Genomic DNA, 12,378 nt, shown 5'->3' with positions numbered 1-12,378 from the left:
TAAGCCATCCGGAATGAATCGACGACGGATAACCGCAAACTGGAAAAAATCTTGAAAATAATCGAATTTTTTGAAATTTTCACGATTTTAAGGATATGTCCTGTATAAAGGCTAGCGCCGGCTCCTCATGGAGCCCTCTTTGGAACTCTACGTGCGGAAAGGCCGCGCCCTCACCACCCCGACAGCCCGGGCTCTTTGAGTGCTCTTCCAAAGGAGTGTGCGAGGCGGCCAGGCGGGTGGCCGCCCTGATCCGCTGTTGCGGGGAACTTATCTTCTGCCGCTCCAGTAGCGCTTCGCCTCTTCTTCCATGACCTCGAGCCGGTCGTAATAGTCCGGGAACTCGTTGAGGTGCGCAAGAGCGATCTTGCCGGTGACCAGAAGGTCGTCGTTCGTCACGTTCGTCGCCGGATCGTGCAGGCCGTGCTCGAGTTCGACCTCCATCCCCTGCCGGAACTGCTCGACGTCGAACCGATCCCAGGTCAGGCCGAGCGCTTCGCCGATCATCTTTGCTTCTTCCGTGGTGACCGCTCTCTCTGGCATATGTGCTTTCTCCGAAAGAGTGCATCGCGCCGGAAGGATATGAGGATATCGGAGCGCCCTTGCGGGAAACGCTGATATTCCTATCGGGCGTATCTCTGCATCGTGCGTACTGAAACGGCAGAACCGGTCTCGATACGGGATGCCCTTGCGGCGGCGGAGGTCTCCCGCCGGGAGAAGAAGAAAAATCCGGCGATGGCGGCGGGTCTCTCGCTCCTCTTCAACGGCCTCGGGCAGGCCTACAACGGGCAGTTCGGAAAAGGTGTTCTGGTGCTGTTCGGCAGCCTCGCCGGGCTCTTTGTGATGATCGTCCCCGGGGTCGCGGTCTGGCTCTGGGGCGGCTATGACGCCTACCGGACGGCGAAAAGGATGAACGACGGCCTCGTTCCCTACCGGGAGACGAGCATGCTGGTGGTCGTCGCTTTCATGATCGTCTGGGCGGTGGTCATCTTCGGGCTTTCGGCGGCTGCAGCAATGATGCTGGTGACGATGGGGCTGCAGGGGATGGTGTAACCGGAACCCCCCCGATATCCGAAAAAAAGGGACATGCATCCGGGATGCCCGGCAGCTGAGTCCGCCGCTGCCCTGCAGGGTCATGGTGAGGTGGGACTCCGGGCGTCTCCGCAACCCTTATCCCCCTGGGCCGCAACCCTCGCCCATGCAGCGGGAAGCGATCGAGTCCGCCGGTCTGAAGTCTATCGGCTACGACCGGGAGATGGAAATTCTCCGTATGGAGTTCGAGAGCGGGGGTGTTTACGAGTACTTCGGGGTCCCGCCGGCGATCTACGATGATCTGCTTGCCGCCGAGTCCCCGGAATGGTTCTTCCGTGAGTTCATCAGCGAGCGGTATCCCTACGAGAAGGTGCAGTAACCGAGCGCCGCCCCCGATCCTGCAGAAGCCTTACCACTCCCGACTATCATCCGGAAGTTCATGCAGCGAACAGCCGTTACCTCCGCAGTCATCGAATCGATAGGCTACGACCGGGGCAGCCGGGCGCTTGAGATCGCGTTCGTCGACGGCTGGGTAGTCCAGTACTACCAGGTGCCCTCGACGGTCTACCAGGACCTTGTGGAGACGATGCCGCCCGACCCTTACTTCTACGGGATGATCGAGGGACAGTATCCGTCCTCACCGGTGAAAGAGGCCTACCGGTGAACCGTGCCGGCACCCTGGAGCCGTAAAGTATATGAGTTCCCGGTCTCCTTCGGCGGGCATGCAGAGCAGAGTCGTTGCATCAGGAGCGATCACCTCGGCTGAGTACGACCAGCATAGCGGTTCGCTCGATATCCTCTTCGGCAACGGAGAGACCTTCCGCTACTACGGTGTTCCACCGGATGTCTACAGAGGTCTGATGGCGTCGACGTCGCCGATGGCGTACTTCGAGGTCGCAATCGAGGGCCGTTACTCCTTCACCCGAACCACGCGGTGACCCCGGAGGGCAGGCTATGGTCGGAGCCGGATCTCTTCACGCGTAGCTGAGACTCTCTGCCTCGGGAATATGTGGGATATCCGGAGAGAGCGGCAGCGGTTTTTCGTCCCGTCCGAACCGAAACCTGTTAGACCCCGGCCCGCGAATACCCGCCTCAGCAGATGTCTCCCCTCGCTCACCGCATCCGGTTCGCCGTCCCCGACCTCTCCGCACTCCGGGCGGCGGGCTCTCTGCCCGTCGATATGCACGTCCATACGGAGCACTCCGACGGCCGGCCCCGGGTGGCCGATCTGCTCATGGCCTGCAGGCGTCTCGGCATCGGTGTTTCGATCACCGATCATAACCAGGTGAGCGGCGTCGAAGAGGCTGCCCGGCTCTGCCGGGAAAACCCGGGCTTCGTCGTCGTTCCCGGAATGGAGATCAGTGCCGCCGACGGCCCGCATATCCTTCTCTACTTTGGAGAGACTGCAGAACTCCGGGAGTTTTACGATCGCCACGTCCGGGAGTACAAGCAGACGAGCCCCTGCCTCGCCATCCGCCGCACCACGGAAGATATCCTGGACGCCGCCGAGGGCACGGGCGCCTTCGTCGTCGCCGCCCACCCGTTCGGCTACGCATTCTTCAACAAGGGCGTCTGCAAGTGTATCGACCGGGGCTACCTCGACCCGTCTGTTCTCGACCGGTTTGACGGGATCGAGGCGATCTGTGGGAACATGACGCATCTCCTGAACCAGAAAGCCACCGATCTTGCCCTCCGGCGGAATATGCCCGCCACCGGGGGGACGGACGGGCACATTCTCCGCGACCTCGCGGGTGTGGTCACGGCGGCGGAGGCCGAGGATCCGGCCGGGTTTCTGGAAGCAATCCTCCGGAAACATGCCTGCGTCGTCGGGTGGGAAAAAAGTCTCCTCCGGAAGGGCATAATGGGTGCCGCCGTCCTCCCGAAGTATCTCCCGCATACGATCCCGTCGCTCCGTATCCACTACGAGCAGAATATTCCCCGCCTCCGGCGGTTCATCGACCGCTCCCGGAGACGGGGTGATGGGTGACGACCGCCTCTCACCTCTCCCGTTCTCTGCAGTACCTGTCGAAATGATCCGTGCATTCCCGACCGAATGGCGATTCGCGGAGGTAATCTACAAAAAGTCTGAGACGTTCGGCCGTCTCGGGGCTCACGTGGTGTTCGATCTGGCAGGCGTCGGTTTCTGCGATACCGTGATCGACGCCGAGCATCTCCAGGAACGATGCCACGGTTCTGTGCTTCTTCTGCAGATCGCAGGCCATCTTCCTTCCGGTCGGGGTCAGTGTGGCGCCGGAATAGGATTCGTACTCGACAAGGCCGCTCTTCTCAAGCTTCCGCAGCATCTCGGTCACTGAAGGCGGTTTGACGTCGATCTCCTGCGCGATCATCCCGGTCTGCGCCCGCCCCTCTCGTTTCTCGAGCGCGTCAATCGTCTCGATATACTCTTCGATGGTTTTTTTCCTCACAGTCCGCCTCCGAAAAGCCCTGCCAGCACCAGGTGCATCAGCCCGCCGACGATCAGCGCCGTCCCGGTCATGACGGCAGCTGAAAGGAGCATGTCTCTCGCACCGAGCTCCCGGAGGAGCACCGCGAACGTGGCAATGCAGGGGAAGTACATTGTCAGCATCGTCACCGCGATCACCAGCTGTACCGGCGTCATTCCCAGGGGAACGAGCATTCCGACGGCCAGATCTTTGCGCAGGATGCCGACCAGGAGCGCGGTCGTCGCCTCCGGCGGCAGCCCGAGCCAGCCCTCCATCAGCGGGGCGAGCAGGATGCCCAGCGCATCGAGGATACCGGCGGTATAGAGCAGGTTGACGATCAGGATACCGAGAAAGAGGTACGGGACCGCTTCCATGATGAATCCGCGCACCCGCGTCCAGGTCTTCTTGAGGGTCAACCGGGCCCCCGGCATCCGGTAAGGCGGGATCTCGAGGAAGATCTCCGGGCATTCCCCGCCGATGAACCGGTTCAGGACGAGCCCTGCCGCCAGGTAAACGAGCGCGAGCGTGAGAAAGACCGCCGCCACGTATTGCATCCCAAAGGATCCGAGCACCCCGAAGATCATTGCGATCTGCGCCATGCACGGAATGGAGATCCCGAGCAGGGTCGCGGCGATGAACCGCTGCTTCCGCGTCTCAAGCACCCTCGTTGCGAGAACGCCGGGGACGTTGCAGCCGAGCCCAAGGAAGAGCGGGATGATCCCATAGCCGTGCATGCCCAGCCGGTGAAAGAAGGTGTCGGTCAGCGTCGCGAGCCTCGGAAGGTAGCCGGAGTCCTCCATGATCGAGAGCATGAGATAAAATGCCACGATATACGGCAGCACCATGGCGAAGGGGACGTAAAGACCGGTCGTCAGCAACCCCATCGCTTCGACGTAGTCGATCCCGCCGTCGCTCAGCCTCCCGATCAGGATGTCGTGCAGGATGCCCGGGCCGAGGAGATCGGAGAGCTGCAGGACGAAGGGCGTGTAGAGATCAAAGAGCGGTTCGAAGATGTACTGGATAAGACTCTCGCCGATCAGCCGTACCGCCCAGAAAGCGGCTGCAATAACCCCGAGAGCGATGAGAATGCCGCTTCCCGGCCGGACACTCGCCTCCGCGAGCCGGTCGCGAAGGGTGGGGTGCCGATGGGTGATCGTTTGCACCGCGTCTGTGATCCGACCGACGGTCTTCCATCGCTCCTCCGCGTCCATGGGTGCGATGGTGCCGGTCGGCCGTGCCTCGTCGAGCCTGCCGATCAGGTCGCTGATCCCCTGCCCGGAGAGTCCGACCGTCGCAACGACCGGCACACCCAGCAGGTCTTCGAGGCGTTCGACGTCGACGGCGATTCCCTGGTGCACCGCCTCATCCCAGAGATTGAGCGCCACGATGACCGGTTTTCCCCGCTCAAGCACCTCGAGCGTCAGGAAGAGGTTTCGTTCCAGGTTGGTCGCGTCGACGACGCTGACGATCAGGTCGGCCGTCTCCAGCATCGCGGCCGCTGTCTCTTCGGCGGCATTGGAGGGCTCAAGGGAGTAGGTTCCGGGAGCGTCGACGAGTTCGACAGCCGCCCCGTCGACATGTATGGTGCCCCGTGAGTAGTCCACGGTCGTACCCGGATAATTCGAGGTGATGACGTGCGCCCCGGTCAGCCGCGAAAACATCCCGCTCTTGCCGACGTTCGGGTTGCCCATCAGGACGATGCGCTTCATGCCTGCACGTCCACCAGAACCCTGCGGGCCATTCCTCTACCCAGCGTCACTGCACGGCCGTCCACGCTCACGACGACCGGGCCGCCGAAGGGGTGGCGGGCAACCACCGTTAGCGTCTTCCCTTCGCGGATGCCGATGGTCCGGAGTTTCCAGGCGAAGCCCTGGGGTCCTGTAAATCCGACGACCGTCGCGCGTGTCCCCGTCTGCAGGGTGATCAGTTCGGTTGTCATATGTACCATTTTTAGGTTTGCCTAAAAGATCGGTCGGCAGCGGAGAGATTAATGATTTCGGTATACCTAAAAATGTGAGACTCTGCTGCAGCGGAATTACCTCCTTCCGGAGTCTCTGTCGGCACGGAGCGCAGATAGCGCCTGTTCGCCTTCATCAGAAACGGAGCTGCCGGAGGTTGTCATCACCGGTGAGATATCCCTGCCCGTCGGCGATCTGCGTGAGAGTCCATTCTTCCTATCTGGCGATCGGATCAGAGGATCGGTGAGACGAGGCGGGAGACCGACTCCCCCACCTTCACCTACGCCGGTCGTGCGTGATCTCGGTCGAACGGGTGATATCCTCCTCGAAGAGCCGCAGCAGCTCCCGATCAGCATGGCGATGAGGCCGTGGAAGGTGCCGAGCTCCCCGTCGGGGAGCGGGCGGGCATGGTCGATCTTCGGGGTATGCCGATCGCGAAGATGCTGTTCGAGGAGAAGATCACCCTCTTTCTTCTCTGATGAATCCCCGCTGTCGGAAGGAGCTCCGGCCGAAGACAATGATGATGGCGAAGACGGTGTTGACGAGCAGGATGAGCCGGATCGGATCGACCATGCGATGCGCCGTATAGCATAGCTGCGCATACATCCTTCCGCCGCGGTGGAGGAAATGTGCCGGAGGCATCAGGGTTATTATTACCGACGACAAGAACCATCCCGGAGGATGCATGCCGAACCTGATAGCTGTCGACCTTGGAGGAACACAGATCCGTGCCGGTATCGTCACGGAAAATGGACGAATTCTCGAACATGCCAGAACGCCGACGCCCGTCGTCGGGCAGTCCGGTGCGGTCGTCACCGATGCGCTTCTCGGGCTGATCGAACGTCTGCTCCGGTCTCCTGCCGGGACGGAGGCTGCCATCGCCGCTGTTGGGATCAGTTCCGCCGGGCCGCTCGATCTTACGCGCGGAATGATGGTGCACTCGCCGAACATCGCTTTCCCCGAGGTCGCCCTCGTCGAGCCGGTCCGGGAGCGGTTCGGGGTGCCGACGTTTCTCGTCAATGACGCCCGGGCGGGTCTTCTCGGTGAGCGGTGGGTCGGTGCTGCCCGGGGGTGCGGGAACGTCGTATACGTCACCATGTCGACCGGGATCGGCGGCGGCGCGGTCGTCGGTGGTCGTCTCCTTCTCGGGCGGAACGGGAACGCCGGCGAGATCGGGCATCTCTTCGTCGACAACCACTACAACCAGCGCTGCGGGTGCGGTCACCTCGGCCACTGGGAGGCTTACGGGTCAGGCCGGTTCATGCCCCGGTTCTTCGCTGCCTGGCAGGAGAGCGAAGGGATCGGCGATGCCGGATTTGTGGCGGACACTCCTGCGGCGATCTTCGCCGCCGCACGGGCGGGAGAGCCCGTCGCCCTCGCGTTCATGGAGGCGCTCGGCCGGGTGAACGCCCGCGGGATCTCGAACGTCATCGTCGCCTACAATCCCGAGGTTATCGTCTTCGACGGCCCCATCGCCCGGTATAACGGTGATCTCGTCATCGAGCACCTGATGCCGTTCGTCGATCGATACCTCGCGCTGCCCCGCCTGGTCGTCAGCACTTTTGAGGGCAGAGCGCCGCTCCTCGGGGCGGCAGCCTATGCATGGGAGTCGCTCTGATGTGGGAGTCGGCGGTGGTGGCCGTCGAGGAGCGTCGTTCCCGGTTCTACGCGCACCTCTACGAGATCGAGAGTGCCGGGGATCTCAAGGTCATCCTCGACCGGCACCGGAGCTGCTACCGGAAGGCCGCCCACCACTGTGCTGCCGTGCGTATCGGCGGGACGGAGGAGTTCCGGAGCGATCGCGAGGTTGGCCAGCCCGGCCGGGTGCTTCTTACGGTGCTCAGGCGGCATGCCCTTGACCGGCATGCCCTGGTCGTCTCAAGGGTCTTCGGGGGCGTCAGGCTTGGCCCCGGCGGGGTCGCCCGGGCGTTCCGGGACGCGGGCGAACGGGCGGCGGAGGCGGCGGAGCGGGAGAGGCCTTGATCCGTTCCGGCCTGCATGAGGTCGGCAGGCTCGACCTCTCGACGAAGAAAAATATCATCCTTGTCCAGATGGCGGGTTTCCTCGGCCTCGTGGCCTCGGCATTTCTCTTTCTGCAGGCGGCGATCCTGCTTCGGCCCGATATTCCCACCGAGGCTTCGTTTACGTTCTCCGGAATGGAAGGGCTGGTCGCCATTGCCGCCGGGCTTGCCGTTTTCGCCGGGGCGGTGCTGGTTCTGGTGGTGGTGCACGAAGGGGTGCATGCATTCTTCTTTTGGCTCATTACGGGAGAGCGTCCCCGGCTTGGGGTTACCGGGTTCTACGCATACGTCGGCGCGCCGCCCGGCGTCACCGTCGCCCGGAACCGGTACTTCGGGATCGCGCTTGCGCCGCTCTTCGTCACCACCGTAGCCGGGCTCTTCCTCCTCACCGTGGTGCCCCTCATCGTCCTGCCGCCCCTCCTTCTGATCCTGATTCTGAACGCTGCCGGGTCGATCGGGGACATCATTGTCTCCGGTTGGCTCCTCCGGTATTCCCCGTCCGTTCTCGTCGGTGATCAGGGGATTGCCGTCGTCGTCTGCCGCCCCTCCTGATGCAGCGGTCAGGCGATCCCGGCGAGGGTCTGCTGCATGGTAGAGCCGGGTTTTTGGGGGCGGGGTGCAACCTCGATGACGGATGCGTAGGATCGTTTCCGGGAGAGCACCGCTCGCAGGCTCTCGGCGGCGATGGAGTACCGCCGCCCCGGTGCGAGGTCGATGACAAGTGCCCGGCCGCTCTTCGAGCGATTCGCGTACCCGACGGTGCCGTCCAGGTACTGCCGCCAGTCCTGCCGGAGCGCTTCGACGCGGGCGTGTCCCCGGCCTGCGAGCGCCCGGCGGAGCTCGCCGTCCCGGATGCCGTAGCGGATGCCGTGGATGGTGACCTCGACGATCTGGCAGGAGTAGCCCCGGCTGTCGTACGCGTAGGAGCGATACCGCTGGATGTACCCCGCTCTCCGGCTCATGCCGTCCATTACTTCCGGGTTCGGCAGGGCAGGGTATAAGCTCGCCCTCTGCGGGGGGCGAAAGTGTATGCTCTCAGTCGGTGCCGGGAGATCCGGGCGCGGATCCAGTCTCTTTATATCGAGTCGCGACAACGATAGCCTGATGACGATGGATGAGAGCGAGCGGTATGCGCGGGCGAAGAAGCGTGTCGAGGATATTCGGGGTTTCTACACGCACCTTGGCATTTATATCATCATCAATGTCCTGCTTGTGATTATCAACCTCCTCACGAGCCCCGGTGCTCTCTGGTTCTACTGGGTGACGCTCTTCTGGGGGGTCGGGATCGCCTTCCACGCACTCGATGTCTTTGTCGGAAACCGGATCTTCGGCAGTGAGTGGGAAGAACGCAAAATCCGGGAGATGATGGAGAAAGACGAGCGAAAGCGGTGATGGATCAGAGCCTTCCTTTCATTCTTCCTCTGAGGTTCTCTCCCGAAGTCCCGTGTAACCGGGACACGGCGAACCAGTCGGTTTCCCGCCGTTCACGGTCGGGCACTCATGTGTTGCAAACCGCCATACTCCGGTCATGCCCTCCGGAGGCCGTCGGCACGCCGGTGTCCGGGTGAGGGGAGACCATCTCCCTGTCCGTCCCGAAAAGAGGTAGATTTGCGAGTATTTTCCTGTTTTAGCCCTGGTTTCAGTGGGTGGATCTCGCGGAGCTGTACCCCGGAGTAAACTCTCCGACTCCTCCCTCGGTCGGGGAAGAGCTTATGTACTGCCGTGCCCATCTCCCCCCGGTGAAGACCTTCCGGTGAGATCACAATGACGGACATACCTGTAGACCGGTTCTCGCACATCCCGGACAGAATATCCGGGCTGGTGGAGCTGGCATACAATCTCTGGTGGAGCTGGCATTCCTCGGCGATGCTGCTTTTCAAGCAGATCAACCGGGCGGAATGGAAGGAGAGCGGGCAGAACCCGGTAAAGATGCTCCTTGAGACCCCGGCGCGGTTCTTCGAGCGTGCGGCAGAGGATCCCGACTACCTCCGCCGCTACGATCTGCTCATGTGCCGGTTCCGAAACTACATGGCGAGTAAAAACAGCTGGTTCTCCGAGAACTACCCCGAGCGGTTGCCGCTCACTATCGCCTACTTCTCCTCGGAGTTCGGGCTGCACCCCTCCCTGCCGCTCTACGCCGGAGGGCTCGGCATCCTTGCGGGAGACCACGTCAAAGAGTGCAGCGATCTCGGCGTTCCCATGGTCGCCGTCGGGTTCCTGTATGCAGAGGGCTACGTGCACCAGCACCTTGAGGCGGATGGCTGGCAGAAGAACATCGTGGAACTGCTCGACCGTGAAACCGCCCCGATCACCCGGGTCACGGACGAGCACGGCAGACAGCTCGTCGTGCAGGTACCGCTCATCGAACCGCCGCTCTACGTCGCGGTCTGGAAAGTGCAGGCCGGGAGAGTCCCGCTCTACCTCCTCGACACCCACATCGATGAAAACCTCCCCGAGAACCGGAGTATCTCTCACCGGCTCTACGAAAAAGACCTCGAAGGACGGCTTCGGCAGGAACTGGTGCTCGGGGTCGGCGGCCGGACGGTGCTCAACACCCTCGGGGTCAGTTACTCGGCCATGCACCTTAACGAAGGGCATTCGGCTTTTGCTCTCATCGAACGGCTCCGGGAACGGGTTGATGCGGGCATGTCGTTTGAAGAGGCAGCGAAGCAGGTACGGAACACCTCGATCTTCACAACCCATACACCGGTGCCGGCAGGCCATGATATATTCCCGTTCGACCTGATGCACCGGTACTTCGGCGACTACGCCCCCTCCCTCGGAATCGACTGGGAGACGTTCATCGATCTTGGGGCGGCGCCCCACGATCCTGAAGCGGGATTCAACATGACTGCGTTTGCCTTTCGGATGACCCGATTCCACAACGGCGTCTCCCAGAAACACGGCGAGGTTGCACGGCAGATGTGGCAGTCCCTCTGGCCCGGAGTGCCGGAGAGCCTTGTCCCGATAGAATCGGTGACAAACGGCGTCCATGTTCCCACCTGGCTGAACCGGCGGGTGGAGACGCTCTTTGACACGTACATGGATCCCGTCTGCCCGACCTGGCGGGAGGAACACGACAATCCTCTTGTCTGGCGGTTCATCGACGAGATCCCGGACGAGGAGCTCTGGAACGTGCACCTGTGGCTGAAGATGAAACTCTTCTCCCGGATCCGCGAACGGAAGCGGCGGAAATGGTCGGGGTACCGGAACGAGCCGTGGAACCTCGTGGCGGAGGGGTTGATGCTCGACGCCACCACCCTGACGATCGGGTTTGCCCGCAGGTTTACCGGCTACAAACGGGCGGATCTGATCTTTGAGGATCTCGACCGGCTTGAGGAGATCGTGACGAACCGGTGGCGGCCGGTCCAGTTCGTCTTTGCCGGAAAAGCCCATCCGGCAGACGACCGGGGCAAAGATGTCCTCAAGCGGATCTACCAGTTTGCGGAGTCGCCGGAGTTTGCCGGGCGGATCGCGTTCGTCGAGAATTACGGTCAACAACTTGCACGCTACATGGTGCAGGGCGTCGACGTCTGGCTCAACACCCCGGTGCCGCTGATGGAGGCAAGCGGAACGAGCGGGATGAAGGCCGCGCTCAACGGGGTGCCGAACCTCTCCGTCCTCGACGGTTGGTGGGTGGAGGGCTACAACGGCAGGAACGGCTGGGCCTTCGAAGGCAGCCAGCCCTACGGGGAGAACAATCGTGCCGACGCGGAGACCGTCTACAATATCATCGAAAAAGAGATAGCCCCGCTCTACTACATGCGCCCGATGGACGAGATCCCCCACGGGTGGGTGAAGGTGATGAAGGAGTCGATCAAGAGCTGTGCGTGGCAGTACTCCGCCCGCCGGATGGTGAAGGAATATATTACGCGCTACTACCCGTCCGTCTGCATGTATGCGGGAGAACCGATGACCGGTGCGCTTGAGAGCTGCAGGCTGTGACGACTGTTCCGTTAACATGCGCCGTGCAGAATCCCTGAGGTGAGGACGATGCAATCCGTACGGCAGCGGTATGCCCCGGTGGCGGCGCTTCTCGCCTTCCTCCTTCTCCTGGCGTTCGCCGTCTTTCTGACCGGAACCGCGGAGAGCCCGGAGACGCCGCCTCTTGATACCGGCCGGATACTCGTCCTCTTCGGTCTCGGCGTTCTTGCCGGAGTGCTCGGAGGGCTCATCGGGATCGGCGGATCGACGATCATGCTGCCGGTCATGTACTTCTCCCTCGGTTTTCCCGAGACGATCGCCATCGGGACGGGCCTTTTCGTCGTCATCTTCACCTCGTTCTCCGGGGGGTACGGGCACATCGTCCGAAAGAACGCGGATACCCGGGTGGCCGTCCGGCTCGCCCTCGGCGGCGTTGCGGGCGTGTTGCTCGGTTCGTGGCTCTTTACCCTCCTCGCGAATGAAACGGATCTCCTCGGGCTGATCCTCGGGGTCGTCTTCCTCGTCCCGGCGGTCAACATGATCCGCGAGGGCCTCTTTTCCCGGGAAAGCGCCGCCCCCGCCGGGGCGGGGATCGGCGGGTCGACGCTGGCGTTTACCGGGTTCGGGGTCGGTGTCGGTGTGCTCACCGGCCTGACCGGTCTCGGGGGCGGGTTTGCCCTGGTGCCGGGGCTCATCTACCTCTTCGGCGCCCCGGTCTACGTGACGATGGGAACGAGCCTTGCGGCGATACTCCCGATGGCGATCATCGGCGGCGGCATCAAATTGGCTCAGGGCTACGTGGCACTCGGGGCTGCCGTCATCCTCGCCATGGGGTCCGTCATCGGGGCGCAGACCGGGGCTGCCGTCATCCGGTACATCCCGCCCGGCGTCCTGAAACTGCTCTTCGGTCTGTACTTCGCCTACGCCTCGATCAGGTTCATCGCGGAGTACCTCGGGATCGCCCTGCCCTAGCCGTCCGGATGAGAATGATCACCCTTTTTC

The 12,378-nt window shown here is 62.5% G+C and carries 16 protein-coding genes; 11 read left to right on the top strand and 5 right to left on the bottom strand.

All coding sequences use genetic code 11. The features are described from left to right. Positions 1-267: 267 nt before the first annotated feature. Positions 268-540 carry a DUF5661 family protein gene (locus tag ABH15_RS01230; protein WP_128692548.1) on the bottom strand — a complete coding sequence of 91 codons (273 nt, stop codon included), beginning with the start codon at positions 538-540 and terminating at the stop codon, positions 268-270. A 102-nt stretch (positions 541-642) separates the two neighbouring features. Between ABH15_RS01230 and ABH15_RS01225 the strand changes: the two genes are divergently transcribed. The 5 genes from ABH15_RS01225 to ABH15_RS01205 all read left to right on the top strand — a co-directional run bounded on the left by ABH15_RS01225 (position 643) and on the right by ABH15_RS01205 (position 3,016). Beyond that, positions 643-1,050 carry a hypothetical protein gene (locus tag ABH15_RS01225; RefSeq protein WP_128692547.1) on the top strand — a complete coding sequence of 136 codons (408 nt, stop codon included), beginning with the start codon at positions 643-645 and terminating at the stop codon, positions 1,048-1,050. A gap of 145 nt (positions 1,051-1,195) precedes the next feature. Continuing rightward, a complete protein-coding gene (locus ABH15_RS01220) occupies positions 1,196-1,408 on the top strand; it encodes a KTSC domain-containing protein (RefSeq protein WP_128692546.1) in 213 nt (70 codons plus the stop codon). A gap of 60 nt (positions 1,409-1,468) precedes the next feature. Further along, positions 1,469-1,693: a KTSC domain-containing protein gene (locus tag ABH15_RS01215; protein ID WP_128692545.1), complete on the top strand. Its 225-nt coding sequence runs from the start codon at positions 1,469-1,471 to the stop codon at positions 1,691-1,693. Positions 1,694-1,751: 58 nt separating this feature from the next. Continuing rightward, positions 1,752-1,967 (top strand): KTSC domain-containing protein, encoded by a 216-nt coding sequence (locus tag ABH15_RS01210; protein WP_164913604.1) that lies wholly within the window; start codon positions 1,752-1,754, stop codon positions 1,965-1,967. Positions 1,968-2,128: 161 nt separating this feature from the next. Further along, entirely contained in the window at positions 2,129-3,016 is an 888-nt protein-coding gene (locus ABH15_RS01205) for a PHP domain-containing protein (protein WP_128692543.1), read from the top strand. 10 nt (positions 3,017-3,026) lie between these two features. Here the strand turns inward: ABH15_RS01205 and ABH15_RS01200 are convergent, their stop codons facing one another. Genes ABH15_RS01200 through ABH15_RS01190 form a run of 3 tightly spaced genes read right to left on the bottom strand, consistent with a single transcriptional unit; the run spans position 3,027 to position 5,412 of the window. Continuing rightward, complete coding sequence (locus ABH15_RS01200; RefSeq protein WP_128692542.1) at positions 3,027-3,455, bottom strand: metal-dependent transcriptional regulator; 429 nt, start codon at positions 3,453-3,455, stop codon at positions 3,027-3,029. Continuing rightward, positions 3,452-5,182 carry a ferrous iron transporter B gene (locus ABH15_RS01195; protein WP_128692541.1) on the bottom strand — a complete coding sequence of 577 codons (1,731 nt, stop codon included), beginning with the start codon at positions 5,180-5,182 and terminating at the stop codon, positions 3,452-3,454. Before ABH15_RS01195 ends, ABH15_RS01200 begins: the two co-directional genes overlap by 4 nt. After that, positions 5,179-5,412: a FeoA family protein gene (locus ABH15_RS01190; RefSeq protein WP_241647964.1), complete on the bottom strand. Its 234-nt coding sequence runs from the start codon at positions 5,410-5,412 to the stop codon at positions 5,179-5,181. Before ABH15_RS01190 ends, ABH15_RS01195 begins: the two co-directional genes overlap by 4 nt. 704 nt (positions 5,413-6,116) lie before the next feature. On the opposite strand from ABH15_RS01190, the gene ABH15_RS01185 reads away from it, so the two are divergent. The 3 genes from ABH15_RS01185 to ABH15_RS01175 are packed head-to-tail and all read left to right on the top strand — an operon-like array spanning position 6,117 to position 8,004. Continuing rightward, positions 6,117-7,049 (top strand): ROK family protein, encoded by a 933-nt coding sequence (locus ABH15_RS01185; RefSeq protein WP_128692539.1) that lies wholly within the window; start codon positions 6,117-6,119, stop codon positions 7,047-7,049. After that, the gene (locus tag ABH15_RS01180; protein WP_241647963.1) at positions 7,034-7,414 is read left to right on the top strand and encodes a YigZ family protein; all 381 of its coding nucleotides are present in this window, start codon (positions 7,034-7,036) and stop codon (positions 7,412-7,414) included. The genes ABH15_RS01185 and ABH15_RS01180 overlap by 16 nt, the downstream gene beginning before the upstream one ends. Further along, complete coding sequence (locus tag ABH15_RS01175; RefSeq protein ID WP_128692538.1) at positions 7,411-8,004, top strand: metalloprotease family protein; 594 nt, start codon at positions 7,411-7,413, stop codon at positions 8,002-8,004. Before ABH15_RS01180 ends, ABH15_RS01175 begins: the two co-directional genes overlap by 4 nt. 8 nt (positions 8,005-8,012) lie before the next feature. Here the strand turns inward: ABH15_RS01175 and ABH15_RS01170 are convergent, their stop codons facing one another. Further along, positions 8,013-8,423, bottom strand: a complete 411-nt coding sequence (locus ABH15_RS01170; RefSeq protein WP_174719406.1) for a hypothetical protein — start codon at positions 8,421-8,423, stop codon at positions 8,013-8,015. Positions 8,424-8,556: 133 nt separating this feature from the next. Between ABH15_RS01170 and ABH15_RS01165 the strand changes: the two genes are divergently transcribed. From ABH15_RS01165 to ABH15_RS01155, 3 genes are all read left to right on the top strand, one after another. Then, on the top strand, positions 8,557-8,844 hold the full coding sequence (locus ABH15_RS01165) for a 2TM domain-containing protein (protein WP_128692537.1): 288 nt from the start codon (positions 8,557-8,559) through the stop codon (positions 8,842-8,844). A 372-nt stretch (positions 8,845-9,216) separates the two neighbouring features. Then, positions 9,217-11,397 (top strand): alpha-glucan family phosphorylase, encoded by a 2,181-nt coding sequence (glgP, locus tag ABH15_RS01160; protein WP_128692536.1) that lies wholly within the window; start codon positions 9,217-9,219, stop codon positions 11,395-11,397. Between the two features lie 48 nt (positions 11,398-11,445). Then, positions 11,446-12,348: a sulfite exporter TauE/SafE family protein gene (locus ABH15_RS01155; protein WP_128692535.1), complete on the top strand. Its 903-nt coding sequence runs from the start codon at positions 11,446-11,448 to the stop codon at positions 12,346-12,348. The last annotated feature ends 30 nt before the right edge of the window (positions 12,349-12,378 follow it).

The organism is Methanoculleus taiwanensis (assembly GCF_004102725.1).
In the GTDB taxonomy this organism is placed as follows: domain Archaea; phylum Halobacteriota; class Methanomicrobia; order Methanomicrobiales; family Methanoculleaceae; genus Methanoculleus_A; species Methanoculleus_A taiwanensis.
This window is presented reverse-complemented; position numbering and strand designations above follow the sequence as displayed.